Here is a 20,662-nt window from a genome sequence, read left to right on the forward strand (position 1 = left end):
AAGTAGCGCTATCGTAGAAAAATGAGGCCGAGCAGAAAAGACAAGGTTGCAGTACAGTTTCGCCAAACTGTATTGTTTCTTCAGCAGTACAGTGGTGGTGAGAGAGCGGCAGCAGCGCTGCTGGTACAGGACGATTTTTTGCGAGTTTTGGCATGAGCGATTCTTTTGACCCCGTGGCATTGGCTACGCCCGGCGCAGCCGGCGCGACCTCTAGAGTGGAGGCGGTGATGCACGACATACGCCAGCGCATTGCCACACGCAACCTGTGCGTTGGCAAACGCCTGCCATCGATCCGTGTGCAGGCCGAGGGCCTGGGCATGTCACGCTCCACTGTGGTCGAGGCCTATGCACGTTTGGCAGCGCTTGGCATCATTGAGTCACGCCCCGGTTCGGGCTTTTATGTGGGCCGCCAGCTCAGCCCTTTTCAGATGGCCGAAGCCCCGAGCGGTTATCGCCCAGCCACCGATCCGGTCTGGGTCACACGCCAGGCCTTGCTGGCTGATGCAGACAGCCTCAAGCCGGGCTGTGGCTGGCTGCCCGACAGCTGGATGCCTGAGCAAGAGATTCGGCGTGCCTTGCGCACGCTCTCACGCAAAGCGCTGGCTCCTCTGACAGCGTACGGCACGCCGCAAGGCTCGCCGCCACTGCGCCAATTGCTTGCGCATCGCTTGGGTGAGCGCAACTTGCATGTGTCAGCCGAGCAATTGATGCTGACCGAGTCCAGCACCCAGGCGGTGGATTTGCTGTGCCGCTTATTGCTGCAGCCAGGTGATACCGTGCTGGTCGATGACCCTTGTTATTTCAGCTTCCAGGCGATGCTGCGCGCCCACCGGGCCCATGTGGTCAGCGTGCCCTATACGCCGCAGGGGCCCGATGTCAAAGCCATGGCCGAATGCCTGGCCACGCACCGCCCACGGCTCTACATCACCAATGCGGCATTGCACAACCCGACTGGCGCTAGTCTGAGTTTGGATGTCGCGCACAAAGTCCTGATGCTGGCCAGCCAGCACGACTTGACCATCATTGAAGACGATGTGTTTGCTGATTTTGAACACTACCGCACACCGCGTTATGCCGCGCTCGATGGCTTGCAGCGCGTGGTCTATGTGGGCAGTTTCTCTAAAACCCTGTCCGCTTCGGTGCGTGTGGGCCATATTGCAACGCGCGCAGACTGGATTGAGCAGCTGGTGGATTTGAAGTTGGCCATTGCATTTGAATCCGGCCACTTTTCGGCCGATTTGTTGCACACCATGCTCGGCAGCGGCACCTACCAGCGCCATATGAACAGCTTGCGCGCCCGGCTCGCTGACGCCATGGGCCTGTGTCTGGAGCGTTTGCAGCGTTTGGGCATTGAGGCCTGGCACAGGCCTGATGCAGGCATGTTCGTCTGGTGCCAGCTGCCCGGCGGTTTGGATGCTACCGCCTTGTCTGAATATGCGCTGGCGCAGCACCAGATGTTGCTGGCGCCTGGCAACTCGTTCAGTCCATCGCAGCAAGCCACCGGCTTTTTACGTTTCAATGTCGCGCAAAGCCTGTCACCGGCCGTTTTTGAGGCCTTGGACCAAAGCATGCAGGCGCTGTGAGCGCTTGTGAGTATCTTATTGAATAACCAGCAGTAATGGCCATGACAATGGCGCTGCGCTTGTGTGGATAAGTGTATTTTGTTATTGCAAAACAATAGCTTATAAATTCTTAAGCCAACTGCACGCCACACATATTGTCGATCGCCTTTGTTGGGGATAACTTGCTTGCTTGGCCCCTGGCCGGCAGCCAACTTCAGTCCCAGCAGTCGCTGTCAGACGACTTATCCACAGCGCGCACGGCGCAGGTCTTCGCGTTGGTGACAGCCATTCCTGCGTGCTGCTTATATCGTGGGGCTTGCCGCTTTAGCTAATGCGGCGCAATCGCCGACCACCCCACTGCAGCTGTGCTGCATCAGCAAGAGGATATCCTGATGACAAACCATGAATTTCGCCAGCGCGTGCAGGTGCAGTTAGCAGATGATGGTGTGGCCACCGTCACTTTGCAGCGAGCAGAAAAAATGAACGCGCTCGATGCGGCGATGTTCCATGGTTTGGTGGAGGCCGGTGCCTGGTTGCAACAAGCCAAAGGCCTGCGCGCAGTGGTTTTGCATGGCGCAGGCAAAGCGTTCTGTGCCGGTTTGGACATGGCCAATTTCGAGGGTATTTTGCAAAGCGGCAGCGTGGACCCCGCGCTGAGCCAGTTGGCCGAGCGCAGGCACGGGCTGGCCAATTTGCCGCAGGCGGTGTGCTGGCAGTGGCGCACACTGGCCGTGCCGGTGGTTGCAGCGCTGCATGGTGTGGCGTTGGGAGGCGGATTGCAGCTGGCGCTGGGCGCCGATATTCGCCTGGTTGCGCCGGGCACGCGCCTGTCGGTGCGTGAAATGCACTGGGGCCTGGTGCCCGATATGGCCGGCATGCCGCTGTTGCGTGAGCTGGTGCGCGCCGATATCGCCAGAGAATTGGTGTTTACAGGCCGTTTGGTGGAGGCTGAAGAAGCCAGCCGAATTGGTCTGGCGACGCGGATTGAGGACGATCCGTTGCAAGCGGCGCAGGCCTTGGCGCGCCAAATGGCCGGTTTTCATCCACAGGCGATGCGTGCGGCCAAACGTTTGCTCAATAGCAGCTGGGATGCGTCAGCTGGCGACCTGTTGCTGGCCGAGTCGCTTGAGCAGCAGCAATTGCTGGGTAGCGAGAACCAGCGCGAGGCTGTCGCGGCAGGTCTTGAAAAGCGCGTGCCAGTTTTCAAAGACGTGTAATCGCCGCTGGCCTTGCGGCTCATCCTGATACCGCTCTCATACCAGCAATGAGGGCAGCAATGAGGGGTTTGCAGAGCCTGCCTGGGTGTTCAGCGCCACAAATCCTCGAACCCGCCTACGGGCTCAAACCAGCGGTTGCGCATGACCAGCCGCCGGGGCCCTGGCATCCACACCGTGGCGTCGCTGTGCAGCGGATCGCCCGGAAAACACACGATGCGCTGGCCTTCATGGTCGATGCTGACAGGCGCAATGCAATATGGCGCCTGGCCTGCGGCATAGCTTTGCAGTGCCGCGATGCTGGCAAAACGGCTCAAATGCGCCAAGGTCATCAACTGCGGTGGGGCCAGCAAAATCTCGCGTTGCTGGTGGCTGTGTAAGAACCCCTGCGGTGTGTCCCAGACCAGCCGCGTGGCCTCACAGGCGTCGGCGCTGGCCAATTGGCCTTCGGGGGCTTGGGCCAGTAAAAACCAGGTATCAAAGCGTTTGGTGCTGAAGTTGGGCACCTGCGGCGTAATCCAGCGCGAGAACGGCTGCATGCCCAACACGCTAGTGGCAATTGGGCTGCTGGCGGGCCAGGGCAGGCCGGCCAGCAAGGCTTGGCGCAGTGATTGCAGTGCAGCTGCTTCTGGCAACTGGGCTGCAGCGGTCCAGACCAGGCCTACTTCTTCCAAGGTTTCGCGCAGCACTGCACCGTACAGGCTGGCCACGGTGTCCGCTTGCATGTGCTGCGGTGCCCACAAGCCCGATTGCGTGGGCCAGAGCTGCTCAAAGCCCGCGGCCTGGGCAATGGCGGCGTCACCTGCATCGACTTTGCCGCCTGGAAATACCAGCGCACCGGCGAAATTGCGCGAACTGGCTGAGCGCTCCATCAGCAGCACTTCAAAGCCGTGCTGGGCGTGCGGGCGCACAACGATCACGCTAGCCGCCAAAATCGGCGTACTGGTCTCAGCGGGTGCAGGCTCGTTGGTGGGCTCTGGGGCGGTGGCAAGTGGCAGGTCGCCTGTTTGACGCATTGTTTTATCTCCATTCATTATGATGGCGCGCAGCTGCGGTTAGCCCATAGGGCGAACCGGCGCAGGCAATGGCCCGTTGTGGCTGGGCCTGCTGCGGCACACAACACACGATACATCAAGGAGCAAAGAAATGGCATTGGATTTTCACGGCCGCGTAGCCATTGTGACAGGAGCCGGTGGTGGCCTGGGGCGCGAGCACGCGCTGGCGCTGGCCAGGCGTGGTGCCAAGGTGTTGGTCAATGATTTGGGCGCAAGCGTCAAAGGCGAAGGCGGCTCGCTGTCGGCGGCGCAACAAGTGGTTGACGAAATCAAGGCCTTTGGCGGTGAAGCCATGGCCAATGGCGCCTCGGTTACCGATTTTGAAGCCGTGCAAGCGATGGTGGCCCAGGTGGTTGAGGCCTGGGGCCGTGTGGATATCTTGGTCAATAACGCAGGTATCTTGCGCGACAAAAGTTTTGCCAAAATGGACATGGCCGATTTCCGCCTGGTCGTCGATGTGCATTTGATGGGCGCGGTGTATTGCGCCAAGGCTGTCTGGGAGCATATGGTCGCGCAGCAATACGGACGTATTGTGATGACTACCTCGTCAACGGGTTTGTATGGCAATTTTGGCCAAACCAATTACGGCGCGGCCAAACTGGCGCAAGTGGGTTTTATGCAAACGCTGGCGCTGGAAGGCGCGAAACACCACATCCATGTCAATGCCTTGGCACCAACGGCAGCCACTCGCATGACTGAAGGTCTGATGCCTGAAGAGGTGCTGGCCCAGTTGCAACCTGCGGCCGTGGTGCCAGCGATGCTGGCTTTGGCGCATGAGAGTGCGCCGACACGGGCGATTTTGTGCGCTGGCGCAGGCAGCTTTGAGGCCGCCCACATCAGCTTGACGCAAGGCATCCATTTGGGCGTGGGCCCGGATGTCGATTCTGAGCTGTCAACCCGCTTGGCCGAGGTGCTCGATCGTGCTGGTGAAACCGTGCCCGCTGGTGGCCATGCGCAAGGCGAATTGGAGATCAAAAAAGCGCTGGCGGCGCACCAGTCGCGCGCAAGCTAAGCGGCCTTGGCAGGCCAAGCCTGCCTGGCTCAAACAGGGTTCGATCACCAATTCAACTGGTATATAGGTAGCAGCCATTGCTATGAGTTTGTGGTCGTCCTATAGAACGCACACCTGACAACTCTTTTGCCAGCTTTTGTCACCATGCCATGTTGCTATGTTGGCAATTTTCGCCAGGCAGAGCGCCTGACCGTTGATTGCAACGCGCACCGTATCCTTTTAGACTCCAACGCGGTCTGCATGCGGAAGGTGAACACGCTTTGGTGGCATACGCAGGCGGATTGATGGATTTATGCTGACCAATTGGCGGTTTTTCGCTGCCTGGTGGTGCAATGGCGCAAGGGCTGGGCGATACTTGCGCTTTCCATCGTTGTGAATAAAGTTCTGTTTGTATGAGTATTCAATGGTTTCCCGGCCACATGCACCTCACCCGCAAAGCCATCGGCGAGCGGGTTAAAACCATTGATGTGGTCATTGAGATGGTCGATGCACGCCTGCCTGCGTCCAGCGCCAATCCGATGCTGCGTGACCTGCTGGCGCAAAAGCCCAATCTGAAAATTCTCAACAAGGCCGACTTGGCCGATGCCAGCCGCACGCAAGCCTGGCTTGAATGGTACAACCAGCAAGACAACACCAGGGCGGTGGCGATGGATGGCCACCACACGGCGCCGGCCAAGGCCATGATTGAAGCCTGTCTCGATTTGGCGCCTACGCGCGGCACGATGGTCAAGCCGATGCGTGTGTTGATTTGCGGTATTCCGAACGTAGGCAAATCGACTTTGATCAATACGATGGTCGGGCGGCGCGTGGCCAAGGCGGCCAATGAACCTGGCGTGACCCGCCAAGAGCAACGCTTTTCGTTGCAGGACGGTTTTTATTTATTCGACACGCCAGGGGTTTTGTGGCCCCGCATCATCGTTGCGCAAAGTGGCTACAACCTGGCTGCTGCTGGCTCAATTGGCCGCAATGCGTTTGATGACGAGCTGGTGGCGCTGGAGCTGATCGCCTATTTGCAACAGTATTACGCCAGCGTCTTGCTGGAGCGCTACCAGGTGGTGGACAACGTCGCTGAGGTGCAGGCGATGCCTGACCATGAGCTGTTCGAGTTGATTGGCCGCAAGCGCGGCGCGCTGATGCCCGGTGGCCGCATCAACGCGCAAAAAGCCGCTGAAATTATTTTGCAAGATTTTCGCTCTGGCATGCTGGGCCGCATCACGCTGGAGACTCCAGCGGAGTTTGAGGAATGGCTGAAAACCGGTGAACGTCTGGATGCCGAGCGCACCCTGCGCAAGGAGCAGTACGAGCTCGATCGGCAGCAAAATAAGAAGCGCCGAAAGAAAAAATGAAATTTTTCTAAACAGGCGCTTTTTTTGTTATACAATCTGTGCTTCGCCGGTTTAGCTCAGTTGGTAGAGCACCCGCCTTGTAAGCGGTAGGTCGTCAGTTCGAATCCGACAACCGGCACCAAAACAAAAAAGCCCACTTGTGCAAACAAGTGGGCTTTTTCTTTTTCACTAGGCAGTGATCCAAGTCGCGTGCGCTGTTACATCAAGCGATTGCCTGCTGGCCTTGTGCATCCCTATACAATTTTCAGATCGAGGGATGCAACAGATGAAACGACAAGATATCGAGCGCAGGCCCATGCCTGATGCGGTGATCGAGAGCCTAGAGCCTGAAGCGCAGATGTACCGTGAGCACCACGCAGATGGTGTTTACCTGCGTGTCATGCCCAATGGCATGAAGGACTGGCAGCTGCACTATCAACGAGAAGACGGCACATGGTCTTGGCTCGAGCTGGGTAACTTTGGCAAAGCGCAAGACCAGCTCACCGGCCAGTTTGCCCGCCAGATGGCCATTGAGCTGATTGAGGAGGCCAAGAGCCGTGGCGTGCCGTTGCTACCAGCCAATGCGCCAGCGCCTGCGATCATGGCGCAGCCGGCGTTTGCCCAGCTGGACAGCGTTCTGGTGCCAGGCAAGAGCGCCCCTTTCCCGCATGTCTCTGCAGCCGAGTTGCCGGCGCTGCTGCGCGCGCTGCGCGCTTATTCCGTGCGGCCCATGGCGATAGGCTTGCAATTGCTGCTGCTGCTGGGTGTGCGTCCGGCCGAATTGCGCGCAGCCGAATGGGCCGAGTTTGACCTTGCTGCGGGATTGTGGAATGTCGCAGCTGGCCGTCACAAACAGCGCGAGGATTTTCTGCTGCCGTTGCCAACCCAGGCCATTCAATTGCTGCATGAGCTCCATGCCCACCGAACCACTGGGCCATTTCTGTTTCCTGGCCGCAGCAAGAGCCTGCCCAAGCCCGTTGGCAATATGGCGTTCAACCACGCGCTAGACCGCCTGGGTTACAAAGGCAGGCAAACACCCAATGGCCTGCGCACGCTCTTGAGCGCGGCAGCGCAGGCGGCAGGCAAGGACCATCGCATCGTCGACAGTGCCTATGTGCACAAGCGCAAGAAGGCGGCGGGCACAGGCAATCAACAGCAAACGCTGAGCCAGCGCCTCGAATTGCTGCAATGGTGGGCGGCTGAGTTGGATGCCATGGTGGCCGCCCCCATGGCCTCCATTTAGACAGGCCAGGAGCGTGCAGTCAACAGCTTGTCGCAGCACAGAGCACTCCCACCATCACACATCACACGCAGTGGCGCAGTCCGATGGGCCAGGCTGGGCACAGCGATTGCTGTGCTGGAGCTGCCACATTCAGAGCCGCGAACACCACCCTTGATATGCCGTTGTAAAAGCCGGTTGTGCCTGTTGTACGGCCTGCCGCTTTGCGCCTAGTCACAACCACAAACCCTCGGCTCGCAGGGAGGGAGCTGCTTTTATCCCACCGTGGCGCTGATACGCAGCCGTATCTGTGTAATCACGGGCCTGTTGGCCTGGTGCTGCTCTTGCAGCACTTGCAGTAAATGGGGACTCAAATGCCGAAGTTTCGCCGCTGCCGCGGAGTTTGGCACAATAAGGCACCATTGATGGCCCTCGATAGGGCCAGCTTGCACAAATGTGCGCAAGGCCATTGGCAATGCTGGCTGTATGCATTGCAGCAATTGTTCCGACAGACTGGCCTGCTGGGTCAGTTGCGTCAATAGCGGCGATTGGCCAATCAATGTACCAATATGCGTTTGAGGGACTTGGCGTGCAGGCCCGATCGGGCTTGCTGCATAAGCAGCCCTGGCATGCGATGGCGAACGTTTGCGTGGCACGTGTGGAGATGTCCCGCGTGGTGGAACTGTGAACTGAATTTCTGAGTGGCGGCAACGGGCCACCACGGTGAGAGACGGTATTGCTGCAATACCGTCTTTTTCTTGTGGCTCTATTCAAAGACACTGTAATGCAATTGATTATGACGGATGCGCGCTTATCGCGCAGCTATACATTGAACTTTCCGCTGGTGAGCGTGGTGCTGGCCTTGTTGCTGACCTTGCTCGCTGGTGCTGCGGCCTTGCTGGTGCTGCAGTCGCAGCTGCGCAGCACCGAGTGGAGCGCGCAAACCTCGACCATGAGCCGGGTGCTGGGGCTGGCCAACCAGGCCAATGAATCCTTGGTTGCTGAGCGTGCAGCGATGCGCAGGAACACCGACGAAATGGCCCGCAGAGTCGGTGAGATGCAGGCCAAACTGGTGCAGTTGCAAGCCATGTCCGAACGGGTCTCGGATTTGGCCGGTGTGCCAGCGCCTGAGGCGGGCGAGCTGGATGTGGTGTCGATGTCTTTGGATGCGGGCGGGCCGCTGTTCAATGATGTGCCCATGGAGTCTGCAGAGCTGATGAATTTGCTCGATCGCATCCAAAGCGATGTGACTGCCCAGTCCGATTTTTTAATGGTTGCAGAAACCCGCTTTCTCTCCGATGTGCTGGAGTGGCGGATGATTCCGACGCAAGAGCCAGTGCCAGGTCGCCAGGTTGGTTCTTCGTTTGGCACACGCATTGACCCGTTGACCGGGCGCAAAGCCACGCATACCGGGCTGGATTTCCAAGCGCCTACGGGCACGCCGATTTTGGCGGCAGCTGGGGGCATTGTGATCACGCAGCAATACCACGCCGCTTACGGCAATATGTTGGAAATTGACCATGGCAATGGCGTCATTAGCCGCTATGCCCATGCCTCGAAGCTGTTGGCCAAGCGCGGCGATGTGGTGCGCCGTGGTGAAAAAATCGCTGAAGTAGGCAGTACCGGTCGCTCGACCGGGCCGCATCTGCATTTTGAGGTTTTGGTCAATGGCCAGCAGCAGAACCCGCAACGTTTTTTAACAGCGGGCAAACAAGCGTCCTGGTCGGATTTATTGGCACAGAACCGCTGAGAACCTGTTGATGTTTTTTTCGCAGACTGCTTTGAACTCCAAAAGACAAGGCACAACAAAGCACATTACTGCGTTGCCTCTTTTGTGTGCCTTGCGCGACTGTGAAAAGACCACCAACAGGCTCTGAGCGCAAGGCGCAATGGCACGGTCTTGTCACCAAGCGTGCGCAGTTTTAAGCCTATGATTTGCTGTTGTTTGGATTTTTCACGCGATTGCCGACTCTGTGATCCATAGGGCTTGCCATTCCAGCGGCCTATTTTCTTGCGCTTGCATCTTGAAACATGGGGTTATGCCCCCAAGCTGTGGATTTCGGCACCATGGCAATAGCCGCTATAGTGCACGAGGCTGGTGCCAATGGCAGCTGTTGCGAGGCAGCTAGGTTAGGATGAATCCTGGTTAAGAAAAAGCTGCCGTTAGAATGCGCGATGCTTCTTAGCTGTAGTGGGCACCCTGGTCTCTGTGAATGGCAGGCGTTGGCGGTCACTATTGGCTTTCGATTTTTTATTTAGACTAGACTTTTGAGGAACCGGCTGCCCCCAGCAAATATGGCGTGCGGGACGGTAAATTTCATGGCGAACTTTCTCACCAAGCTTTTCGGCAGCCGCAACGACAGGTTGCTCAAACAGTACCGTAAAACCGTTGCACGTATCAATGCAATGGAGTCTGAATACGAAGCCCTCAGCGATCAAGCACTGACGGACAAAACGGCCGAATTTAAAGCCCGTTTGGGCAAAGGCGAGTCGCTTGACGACTTGCTGCCAGAGGCTTTTGCCGTCGTGCGCGAAGCTTCCAAGCGCGTCATGAAGATGCGCCACTTTGATGTGCAGATGATCGGCGGCATGGCCTTGCACTATGGCAAGGTGGCCGAGATGCGCACCGGTGAAGGCAAGACCTTGACCTCCACGTTGCCCGTCTATCTGAACTCCTTGACTGGAGAGGGCGTGCATGTGGTGACCGTCAACGACTACTTGGCCCGCCGTGATGCCGAGAATATGGGCCGTCTCTACAATTTCCTGGGTCTGACCGTGGGTATCAACCTGGCCAGCATGCCCAAAGAGGTCAAGCAAGCGGCCTATAACGCCGACATCACCTACGGCACCAACAACGAATACGGTTTTGACTACCTGCGCGACAACATGGTCTACGAAGCCCGTGACCGGGTGCAGCGCGGTCTGAATTACGCGATTGTCGATGAGGTGGATTCGATTCTGATTGACGAGGCGCGCACGCCCTTGATCATTAGCGGCCCGGCCGAAGACAACACCAAAACCTACCTGACGATGAATGCCATCGCACCGCGCCTGACGCGGCAAGAGGGCGAGGCCGATCCACGCACCGGTGAGGGCGTGCTCACACCGGGTGACTACACAGTCGATGAAAAAGCGCGTCAGGTGCATTTGACTGACCAAGGCTACGAGACTGCCGAGCGCATTCTGTCTGAGCAAGGCCTGCTGGCTGAAGGCACCTCGCTCTATGATCCTGGCAACATCATGCTGGTGCACCACTTGTACGCTGCGTTGCGCGCCTACACGCTGTTCAATCGCGACGAGCACTACGTGGTGCAGAACGATGAAGTCGTGATTGTTGACGAGTTCACCGGTCGTTTGATGTCCGGGCGCCGCTGGAGCGACGGCTTGCACCAAGCGGTGGAAGCCAAGGAAGGCGTGCGTATCCAGGCTGAGAACACGACGATGGCCTCGATCACGTTCCAGAACTACTTCCGTATGTACAACAAGCTCTCGGGCATGACCGGCACGGCCGATACCGAGGCATACGAATTCCAGGAAATTTACGCACTCGAGACGGTGATCATCCCGCCGAACCGCAAAAGCCAGCGCGATGACCAGCTCGACCGGGTCTACAAAACCACCAAGGAAAAATACGCGGCGGCGATTGAAGACATCCGCGAATGCCATGAGCGCGGCCAGCCAGTGCTGGTGGGCACCAGCTCGATTGAGAACTCCGAGATCATCGACAAATTGCTGACCCAGGCCAATTTGCCACACCAGGTGCTCAACGCCAAGCAGCACGAGCGCGAAGCCGAGATCATTGCCCAGGCCGGTCGTGCAGGCATGATCACAATTGCCACCAACATGGCCGGTCGCGGTACCGACATCGTGCTGGGTGGCAATATTGAAAAAGACATTGCGGCGATTGAGGCCAGCGAACACCTGTCTGAAGAAGACAAGGCCGCGCAAATTGACGCCTTGCGCGCGCAATGGAAGCAAGACAATGCCAAGGTCAAGGAGCTGGGCGGTTTGCGCATCATCGCAACCGAGCGCCATGAGTCGCGCCGCATTGACAACCAGCTGCGTGGTCGTTCGGGCCGCCAGGGCGATCCAGGCTCTTCACGCTTTTACTTGGGCCTGGATGATCCGCTGATGCGTATTTTCGCTGGTGACCGCGTGCGCGCGATCATGGAGCGCCTGAAAATGCCTGAAGGCGAGGCGATCGAAGCGGGCATGGTCACACGCAGCATCGAGTCGGCGCAGCGCAAAGTGGAGGCGCGCAACTTCGATGTGCGCAAACAATTGCTGGACTACGACGACGTCTCCAACGAGCAGCGCAAAGTCGTTTACGCGCAGCGCAACGAAATCCTCGACTCGGCCAGCGTCAGCGACACGATTGCCGGTATGCGTGAGGCGACCTTCACCGATTTGCTCAACCGTTATGTGCCCCCAGAGTCAATGGAAGAGCAGTGGGATCTGGCCGCACTGGATGCCGAATTGGCCAGTGAATGGGATCTGCATTTGAATCTGGTTGCCAAAGTGCAGGCGTCTGATTCGATCTCGGCCGAAGACATTCATGAAGAGGTGTTGAAAGCAGCCCATGCAGCCTATGCAGAAAAAGTGGCCCGTGCCGGTGCTGAGCAGTTCAACAACTTTGAACGCGTTGTGCTGCTGCAAACCTTTGACAATGCCTGGCGTGACCACCTCAGCGCGCTGGACTATTTGCGCCAAGGTATCCACTTGCGTGGCTTTGCACAAAAGCAGCCCAAGCAGGAATACAAGCGCGAAGCCTTTGAGCTGTTCCGTTTGATGGTTAATACGGCCAGTGCAGAAATTTCGCGCATCATCATGCGCGTGAAAATTCAAGATCCGCAGCAAGTGGAGCAAGCCGCGGCGCAAATGGAAGATGCGGCTGAAGCCTTGGCCCAACGCGCGATCGACCACACCAATGCAGAAGCTGCATTCGCTGATGCCAGCGCCGAAGAGCTGCCACGCGTGGGGCGCAACGACCCTTGCCCATGTGGCAGTGGCAAAAAGTACAAGCAGTGCCATGGCCAGCTGAGCTAAATCAGATGGCAGGTGCTAGCGGGCACCTGCATCTCGGCTCAATCAGCTGCGCTGAGAGCGAAAAAAAAGATGCCTTGATTGTGAGGCATCTTTTTTTATTTGTGGATGGACTGCTGGCGCAGACCACGCATGCGATGTCGCGAGCCAAGCTCCAATGCAGCGCTGTGTGCAGCGGCTGCAACGTCTTAATGAACAGGCTCTATGACAGCAGGCCATCCCAGGCCGAACGCACAATCAGCAAGCCCACTACACCAATAAACATCCAGCGTACAAAGCCAGAGCCATAGCGCAGTGCCATTGCTGTGCCCAAAAAGCTGCCCACAATATTGCTCAGCGCCAATGGGATCACCAGGTGCCACCAAATATGGCCCTTCCAGCCCAGCAGCAAGATAGCGGCCAAATTGGTGGCGATATTGAGCAGCTTGGCATTGGCTGCCGCATTGAGAAAATCAAAACCCAGGATGCGCACAAACGCAAACACCAGGAAGCTGCCCGCACCTGGGCCAAAAAAGCCATCGTAAAAGCCCACGATTAAGCCAATCAGAACGCCCAAGCTGATCTCTTTGGCAGGATTGGCAATCGGGCGGCTTTCCTGGCCCAAATCCTTGCGTGCCAATGTATAGAGCAAGACGGCCAAAAGCACAAACGGCAGGGCTTTGCGCAAGAAATCGGCCGATACCAGAGTGATGGCCCAGGCACCCAGCATCGAGCCGACAAACGCTGCGCCAATGGCTGGCAGCAAGGTGTGCCAGCGAAAAGTCACACGCCGTGCGTACTTCCATGCCGAAAACGTCGTGCCCCAAATGGCGCCGGATTTGTTCGTGCCCAGCAGTGTCGCTGGCAGCGCATTGGGATAGGCGGCAAACAGCACAGGCACCAGTACGAGGCCGCCCCCGCCGACAATGGCGTCGACAAAACCGGCAAACAGTGAAGCGAGAGAGACAATGATCCATTCCATGGCGAGCGATTATCCTGTGGTTTTGCGCTTGCTGGGTCTGGCGCAATAGATGCATCACGCTGCCAATGGCTCATAGTAAGCGCTGAGAATCAGCACCCAAGCGGCGCACAGTTTGGATGTTGATGCGTGTTGCACGCTTTAGCCAGCTGATCATCGCCAAATGGCTGCGAACGCCTGCACCATCGCAAGCCAGGCAAGGCTGATGTGGCCGTGTGCGTGCAAAAGCCTTCAATTATGCGTATTTGCATATTAAATGTGCATTTTTACAAAAACGAGCAACCGATGCTGATCGGCGAGCTTGGCGTTGTAAAAGCAGTTTTTGAAGCAAGTGGCCATAAAATCTATTTATTGCTGTTAATTTTCTTATTGGTTTTCTGCGTATTTGCAGACCTATAAATCTTATATAAGCAAATTTACCCAAAGATAATGCCGCCAATGCGCTGTGACAGTGGGCTCTGGGTCGTGCTTGCTGGCTGGCTGCAACTTTTAATGCTGGATTGACTGCGAGGTGTGCGATGTCTATGAATTTACCCCGCCTGACTGGCGCGCGCGCGCTGGCTGCTGCGGTATGGATGGCTGTGCCAATGCTGGCAGCGCAGGCACACAACGTGCAAGCGGCGCAGCCTGCAGCCACCGCGCCCAGTGGTGCGCCGATTCAATTGGCCTTGGTCGAAAGCCTGTCAGGTCCTTTTGCCAACACGGGCGAGGCCGTTTTTCGCAATCTGCTGTGGGCTACCGAACGCGTCAATGCACGCGGCGGTGTGCAGTTGCCGCCAGAGCACGGCGGCGCAAGGCCGCTGCAGATCGTGCGTTTTGACAGCAAGGGCCAGACCGAAGAAGCCTTGGCAGCCTTGCAAGCGGCCAAAGATGCTGGTGCACAATTTGTGTTGCAAGGCAATTCTTCTGCCACTGCCGAGGCGATCTTGAACGCTGTGGACAAAAACAACCGGCGCACGCCTGACAAGCCGATGGTGTTTTTGAATTACTCGGCAGTCGACCCGGCACTGACAAACGAAAAATGCAGCTTCTGGCATTTCCGTTTTGATGCCCATGCCGATATGCGCATGAATGCCTTGATGGAGGTTCTGCAGGCCGATACCGAGCTGAAGAAAGTCTACTTGTTTGGCCAGGACTACAGTTTTGGCCATGCGGTGCTGCGTGAGGCGCGACGCCAGCTGGAGCTGCGCCGCCCCGATATTGAAATTGTTGCTGAAGAATACCATCCGATTGGCCGCATCAAGGACTTTGCCCCGTACGGTGCGAAAATCAAGGCCAGCGGCGCGCAAGCAGTGATCACCGGCAACTGGGGCAACGACCTGACGCTGTTTGTCAAAGCCGCCAACGAGGTTGGTTTTGCTGGCAACTTCTACACGTTCTATGGCAATGCATTGGGCGCGCCTGCCGCGATTGGCGATGCCGGTGTGGGCAAAGTGATTGCGGTGGCCGACTGGCTGCCCAATAACCCGACCGAAGGCAGTGCGGCTTTTTACAAGGCGTTCCGTGAGCGTTTCCCGCGCCCAGCCGATGATTATGTGCATATGCGCATGCAGCTGCTGATTGAGTCCTTGGCTGCGGCGATCGAGCAAGCTGGCAGCACCGATCCACAGGCGGTGGCCTTTGCACTGGAGGATGTTGCAGTCTCCTTGTACGGGCAACAAGGCGCAATGCGCGCAGCCGACCACCAGTTCCAGCAGTCTTTGTTGGTGGGACGCATGCAAAAATCAGGCAGCGCAAGCGTGCCATTCGATGTTGAAGGCTCAGGTTATGGTTTTGAGGTGATTCGCCATTTCACGCCAGAGCAGGCGGCAATGCCATCAAGCTGTGAGATGCAGCGCCCAGCTGCCGCCTCCTGAGCCACGGCTTGTTGGTAGGCTGACGGTGCAGCCGCGCGGGCGGGGGGGCTGCGCCGTTATTCGTTGTTGGGCGTGCTCGCCTGCGGTGTTGGCGTAGGTGCTGCCGCTGCACTGGGCGCAGTGGCAGCAGGCGTAACCGGCAGTTGCAAGGCTTTGAGGCGCTGCTCCACTGCCTCACCCAGTTTTAAAACGGCCAGTGCATAGTAGCTCGATTGGTTGTAGCGCGTGACGGCATAAAAATTCTCGGTGCCGATCACGTATTCGGGCGGGTTCTCACCGTTTTTCAGCTCAACCAGCGCCATTTGACCGTCGTACTGCTGCTTGGCTGGCAGCAGCGACACGCCCAGCGCGGTCAAGCCCACCATGTCAAAGCTGGGCAAAATATCGGGCGCCAGCAGCGTGCGCATTTGCTCTGGCGTGGTTTGCTGCAAGTCGACCTCAAAGTAGGCCGGTTGATTGGGGCGCCAGCCATGCGCACGCAGGTAATTGGCCACCGAGGCAATCGCATCGTCCGTGCTGCTGATCAAATTGACCGCACCGCTGCGGTTGTAGTCCTCGCCATACAAAGTCCAGTTCGATGGCATGAACTGGGGAATGCCCATGGCGCCAGCGAAGCTGCCAGTCACTGCTAGCGGATCCAGGCCATTGGTGTGGCACAGGCGCAAGAACTCCTCGAGTTCTTTGCGAAAGTACGCGGCCCGTTCGGTGGCTCTGGGGTGCTCGGTCGGGTAATCAAACGCCAGTGTGGCCAGCGCATCCAAGACCCGGATATTGCCCATATTCTGGCCATACGAGGTCTCAATGCCGATGATGCCGACAATCACACTGGCTGGCACGCCCCACTGGGCCTCTACATCGGCCAGGGTGGCCCGGTTACGGCGCCAGAATTGCACGCCCGACTCAATCCTTGCAGCACTGACGAGGCGGGCCTGGTAGGCCTGCCAGTCGCGCACCGTGGAGGTTGTCCCAGGCGCAGGCGTCATCAAACGTTTGACCCGCTTGTTGTACTGCGCCTGCCCCAACACTTGCATGGCCCAAGCGGTGGGAATTTCGGGGTCGGCGGCAAAGGTGCCTGCAAACTCGCGCACTTGTTGGGACCAATTGGCCAGACTGGCCGCGGTGGTTGCTGCTGTCGAGGCCGCGGCTGGGCTGCTTTGCGCTTGCGCATACGTTGGCAGCAGCGCACTGGCGGCGATCATCGCGCAGCTGACCAAGGCACGCCCGAACGCCCTGCGCTGGGGTCCAGCAGACATCAGCAGGGTGGAATTCAAGGAGTGCGGCACAGGTTTAGTCAGCTGTAAGCGAGTGATCATGTCTGGGGCTTAGAGGGCCAGCTCAGGCGTCGCCAGCGGCGCTTGAGCTCGGGCAGTGTCTCAGGAGAGTGGCGTGCATAACGGAGTGCATCCATCGCGAGCAACCATTGTGATACATCGGCAGCCGCATGCGGACCAAAAAACCCTTCTGCCGCTTGCGCCATGCGCGCTGGCGGTGTGTGGGCCGGCAGTTGCAAGCCTTGTTGCTGCAAACGCGTCTGGGTCAAAGTCAAGAGCTGCGCCCATGGATCGCGTGCCTGGCGCCGCCAGTACGGCCACACCAAATACAGCAAGCCGGTGGCGAGCACCAGGACCACGCTCAGCGTAGCCAATTGCAGCCAGTTCAGGCGCTGCAAGCCCAGGCTCTCCAATAGCGACTGCTGGCTGCGCTGGTCGTAGTTCAGCACCCATTGGGTCCAGCGGTAGTCCATGGCGTCTTGGATGGCTTGCAAACGCGTGAGCCAGGGCATGTCATTGCCCCAGGCTGCGGCGCGTGCGTCGCTGCCGCTGCTCTGCAAGGCTGCGGTTTGTGTCAGATTGATGCGCTGGGGCGCAATCGCCCCGGTGGGATCAATGCGCACCCAGCCTTCGCGCGGCAGCCACACTTCTACCCAGGCATGGGCATCGGATTGGCGCACAATCAAGACCCCGTCGACTGGGTTGATTTCTCCACCTTGGTAGCCAGTGACAATGCGCGCTGGAATACCAGCGGCACGCATCAGCACCGCATAGGCCGAGGCGATATGCTCGCAAAAACCGCTGCGGTGCACAAACCAGAAATCATCGGCAGTGTCTTCGCTGTAGAGCGGCGGCTGCAAGGTATAGCTGTAGTTGTCTTGGCGCAGCAATTGCAGCACATGCTCGACCAGTGCCCGATCTCGTTGCGATGCAGGGATTTGGGCATCTGCCTCGATGTTGGCGCGCAATTGTGCTGCCCATGTGCGGGTGCGCGGATTGTCGCTTTCTGGCAGCTGCAGGTAAGGCGCTAATTCTTGGGCTTGTGCTGCTTGTGCGTATTGCCCCTGTAGATAGCTCGTTGTCTGGTAGCGTTTGGCGCTGTTGAGGGGGCGGTAGCTATTCCATACCAGCTCTTGGTTGAGCATACTGGTGGCAGGCATGTCGGCGGCCCGTTCGGGGGCAGTGGGCATCCAGTCAAGCGGCAGCAGCCAACGCTGGCCGTGCGCCTCCACGACAGATTCATAGCGCACGGGCTGGCCTTGTGGCACAAATGGGTTGCTATAGCTGCCAGCGGGCGCCTTGGCATTCACTGGGCCTGTATTAAGCGCCTGCCAACTGCGGCCCTGGATACGCGAGAGCACTGGCCCGCGAAAATACATTTGGGACTGCTCAGGCACAGGCGAGTCCTCGTCAAAGCGCACACGCAGTGCGATGGCGCGGCTTTGCGCCAGATCGGCTATCGTGCCGACCTCCATCGCGCCCGACAAGCCTGTACGGCCTTGCGTGGGCGCATTGGGCACACCCCAGAGCGGCGCAAAGCGTGGAAACACCAGGTACAAGGTGGCAATCAAGGGCAGGCCAATGCCCAGTAGCAGCAGGGCGGACTTTGCCGACTCCCAAAGCGGCGGCCTACCGACCGGCTTATGGGCATTGACCAAGGCGGTCAGCAAACCGCAGAACACCACCACCATCAGCAGCGCAACAAGCATGCTTTGGGCGAATAAGAAGGTGGTGACAATGCAGAAAAAACCCAGGAAAAACAGCACGAATGAATCACGCCTGGCCTGCATCTCCAGGGTTTTGAGTACCAATAGCAGCAGCAGCATGGTCAGCGCAGCGCCAGAAATGGAGGCATTCGCAACCAGCTCGAAAGCGACTCCAGCGGCAGACAGCAGCAGCAAAACCACCAGTTGCCAGCGTTTGGGCAAGGCTTTGCTGCGCACAGTGAGGCTGATGCGCCAGCCCAGCAACAGCAGGGCAAAAATGGCTGTCCAAATGGGCAAGACACGGCTCATCTGCATGACCAGAATGGTCAAGACCGCCAGCAGGAATAAATCGTCGCGCGCTTGGCGTGAGAGCCGTTGGTGCCAAGGCAAGGTGGCTGTGGACATGCGTTCTTTCAACTCAGGGCCAATGCTTTGAGGCATTGGTGTTGATGGGCCGGCCCTTGCGCGGGCTCAATGCTCAGATGGGGCAGGCGCAGGCCATAGCTGAGGCCTTGGGCCTCGGCACTCAGAACCCAGGCGCATAGGCGCGAGAGCACCGCCTCGGGTTGTTGCAAGCCGGTGGCCGCATGGTCCAACCACAGCTCGGTGGTGTTTTGCTGGGTTTGGTCGCGGCGCACCCAGTCGCCTGAGCCGGTCACCATGGCTGTGGCGGTTTTCTTCCACAGAATCGATTTGATCGGGTCGCCCCTCTGGTAGCTGCGAAAGCCTTCCATCTCAAACGAGGGTGAACGCGAAGAAGCCAGGCCCGCCTCGCCTGCCAGCCCGCTTTGCGCAATCGCAGGGGCATTGGGCTCAGGCGTTGGATACACCAGCAGCTTGATGGCCGGTCGCCACAGCGACCAGACGCGAAAAGCCCCAATCGGGTAACGCGTCTCGATGGCAATGGTTGGGCCATCGTGCCAGCCGCGCGTGGGCATAAACAGCATCAATGCGGTGGATGCCACTTGTGCCTGCGGCACATTGACCACCACTTCTGCCGTGCCAGCGGCCGCGCCTTGCGCGGCCAGACCAATCGCGTAGCGCGAGCGCTTGCCCGGATGCTGAAGGTGTACCGGCAAGGCGGCGGCGGTGCCGGCAAATACGGGGGCAGGCTCATGCGTGCGCAATTCCAAGCCGCGCAAATTGCCGTGCGCCACCAGGATGCTGATAAAGGTCACGCCAGCGAGCATGAAGCAAAACAAAAAACCCAGGTTGATTTGGTAGTTGATCGCGGCAACCAGCAGCAGCAAGGCCGTCAGGCCCAGCATCCAGCCGGCACGGCTGGGCAGCACATAAAGATTGCGCTGCGACAGCACCCAGTGGTTGCTGCGCGGCAGGCGCTGCTGCATCCACCGCTCAAAGCGACGGCGCAGCGGCGTCAAAGGGGAAAAGGCCGGTAATAAACGGCGTGGACTGGACATAGGCAGCAGCCGTTTTAACGCAGGGGCGTGGCATGGACCATAGCGCGCACTTGCGCCGCGGCATTGAGGCCTGACTGCGCCAACGGCACCAAGCGGTGGGCAATGGTTTGCTCAATCGTGTCTTGCACGTCTTCGGGCGAGACGTGCTTGCGCCCCAGAATGAACGCGCGGGCCTTGGCCGTGCGCACGACGGCAATCGCTGCGCGCGGGCTCAGGCCTTGTACAAACCACTGGCCTGAGCGGCTGGCATCGACCAGATCCAGCACATAGTCGAGCAAGGCGGTTGAGGTGTGCACTTGCAACACCTCCTGCTGCAGCGCTTGTACCTGTTGCGCGCTCATTACCGCTTGCAGTTGCTGCAGATGCTGGCGGTGGCCATTGACGCTCAGCAGCAGGCGCTCGGCTTCGCGGTCGGGGTAGCCCAGCGAGACGCGCATCAAAAAACGGTCGAGCTGCGACTCGGGCAGTGGATAAGTGCCCAATTGTTCGCGTGGGTTTTGCGTGGCAATCACAAAGAAGGGTTGTGGCAGTGGGCGCGTTGCGCCTTCGGCCGAGACTTGCTGCTCTTCCATCGCCTCGAGCAAGGCGCTTTGTGATTTGGGGCTAGCGCGGTTGATTTCATCGGCCAGCAGGATTTGCGAAAAAATCGGCCCTGGGTGGAACACAAAGCTTTCCTGGCTGCGCTCATACACCGATACCCCAGTCAAATCACTGGGCATTAAATCGGCGGTGAATTGCACGCGCGCAAATTGCAAGCCAAAGGTGTATGCCAGGCCATGGGCCAGCGTGGTTTTGCCCACGCCGGGCACGTCTTCCAGCAGCAAATGCCCCCCGGCGAGCAAGCAGGTCACGCAGTCCAGCACCTGGGCATTTTTGCCAACGATCAAGGCATTGAGTTGTGAGAGTACAGAGTCGATTTGGGGGTTGATAGTCATTTTGACGTTACAGTAATCATCACGTGTGAACGAGAGTGATGACAGGCTAAGTGAGGCACTTCACAGCACTGCGCGCCCTTAATGT

The 20,662-nt window shown here is 58.5% G+C and carries 14 protein-coding genes and 1 tRNA gene; 9 read left to right on the forward strand and 6 right to left on the reverse strand.

What is annotated here, in order from left to right; all coding sequences use genetic code 11:
* The first annotated feature begins 152 nt into the window (after positions 1-152).
* Together E8K88_RS08610 and E8K88_RS08615 are read left to right on the forward strand one after the other, a co-directional pair.
* Positions 153-1,583, forward strand: coding sequence for an aminotransferase-like domain-containing protein (locus E8K88_RS08610; RefSeq protein ID WP_205880051.1), 1,431 nt, complete (start codon positions 153-155; stop codon positions 1,581-1,583).
* A 371-nt stretch (positions 1,584-1,954) separates the two neighbouring features.
* Positions 1,955-2,779, forward strand: a complete 825-nt coding sequence (locus E8K88_RS08615; protein WP_136406249.1) for a crotonase/enoyl-CoA hydratase family protein — start codon at positions 1,955-1,957, stop codon at positions 2,777-2,779.
* A gap of 89 nt (positions 2,780-2,868) precedes the next feature.
* Here E8K88_RS08615 and E8K88_RS08620 read toward each other — a convergent pair whose 3' ends face one another.
* Entirely contained in the window at positions 2,869-3,792 is a 924-nt protein-coding gene (locus E8K88_RS08620; RefSeq protein ID WP_136406250.1) for an NUDIX hydrolase, read from the reverse strand.
* 130 nt (positions 3,793-3,922) lie between these two features.
* Between E8K88_RS08620 and E8K88_RS08625 the strand changes: the two genes are divergently transcribed.
* From E8K88_RS08625 to secA, 6 genes are all read left to right on the forward strand, one after another.
* Positions 3,923-4,843 (forward strand): SDR family NAD(P)-dependent oxidoreductase, encoded by a 921-nt coding sequence (locus E8K88_RS08625; protein ID WP_136406251.1) that lies wholly within the window; start codon positions 3,923-3,925, stop codon positions 4,841-4,843.
* Positions 4,844-5,235: 392 nt separating this feature from the next.
* A complete protein-coding gene (ylqF, locus tag E8K88_RS08630; protein ID WP_136406252.1) occupies positions 5,236-6,189 on the forward strand; it encodes a ribosome biogenesis GTPase YlqF in 954 nt (317 codons plus the stop codon).
* A gap of 45 nt (positions 6,190-6,234) precedes the next feature.
* Positions 6,235-6,310 (forward strand) — tRNA-Thr (locus E8K88_RS08635).
* Between the two features lie 144 nt (positions 6,311-6,454).
* Entirely contained in the window at positions 6,455-7,411 is a 957-nt protein-coding gene (locus E8K88_RS08640; RefSeq protein ID WP_168797285.1) for a site-specific integrase, read from the forward strand.
* Positions 7,412-8,171: 760 nt separating this feature from the next.
* A complete protein-coding gene (locus E8K88_RS08650) occupies positions 8,172-9,137 on the forward strand; it encodes a M23 family metallopeptidase (protein WP_136406254.1) in 966 nt (321 codons plus the stop codon).
* Positions 9,138-9,706: 569 nt separating this feature from the next.
* Positions 9,707-12,433, forward strand: a complete 2,727-nt coding sequence (gene secA, locus E8K88_RS08655) for a preprotein translocase subunit SecA (RefSeq protein WP_136406255.1) — start codon at positions 9,707-9,709, stop codon at positions 12,431-12,433.
* Positions 12,434-12,632: 199 nt separating this feature from the next.
* Here secA and E8K88_RS08660 read toward each other — a convergent pair whose 3' ends face one another.
* The gene (locus tag E8K88_RS08660; protein ID WP_136406256.1) at positions 12,633-13,391 is read right to left on the reverse strand and encodes a sulfite exporter TauE/SafE family protein; all 759 of its coding nucleotides are present in this window, start codon (positions 13,389-13,391) and stop codon (positions 12,633-12,635) included.
* Between the two features lie 521 nt (positions 13,392-13,912).
* Here E8K88_RS08660 and E8K88_RS08665 point away from each other — a divergent pair.
* Complete coding sequence (locus tag E8K88_RS08665) at positions 13,913-15,244, forward strand: branched-chain amino acid ABC transporter substrate-binding protein (protein WP_136406257.1); 1,332 nt, start codon at positions 13,913-13,915, stop codon at positions 15,242-15,244.
* Between the two features lie 56 nt (positions 15,245-15,300).
* On the opposite strand, the gene mltB is transcribed toward E8K88_RS08665, so the two are convergent.
* The 4 genes from mltB to E8K88_RS08685 are packed head-to-tail and all read right to left on the reverse strand — an operon-like array spanning position 15,301 to position 20,577.
* A complete protein-coding gene (gene mltB, locus E8K88_RS08670) occupies positions 15,301-16,557 on the reverse strand; it encodes a lytic murein transglycosylase B (RefSeq protein WP_136406258.1) in 1,257 nt (418 codons plus the stop codon).
* On the reverse strand, positions 16,554-18,626 hold the full coding sequence (locus tag E8K88_RS08675) for a transglutaminase TgpA family protein (protein WP_168797286.1): 2,073 nt from the start codon (positions 18,624-18,626) through the stop codon (positions 16,554-16,556). Before E8K88_RS08675 ends, mltB begins: the two co-directional genes overlap by 4 nt.
* A gap of 8 nt (positions 18,627-18,634) precedes the next feature.
* A complete protein-coding gene (locus E8K88_RS08680) occupies positions 18,635-19,642 on the reverse strand; it encodes a DUF58 domain-containing protein (RefSeq protein ID WP_136406260.1) in 1,008 nt (335 codons plus the stop codon).
* 14 nt (positions 19,643-19,656) lie between these two features.
* Positions 19,657-20,577: an AAA family ATPase gene (locus E8K88_RS08685; RefSeq protein WP_136406261.1), complete on the reverse strand. Its 921-nt coding sequence runs from the start codon at positions 20,575-20,577 to the stop codon at positions 19,657-19,659.
* Positions 20,578-20,662: the final 85 nt, after the last annotated feature.

The sequence above is a fragment of the Lampropedia aestuarii genome (genome assembly GCF_004803635.1).
Lineage (GTDB): Bacteria > Pseudomonadota > Gammaproteobacteria > Burkholderiales > Burkholderiaceae_C > Lampropedia > Lampropedia aestuarii.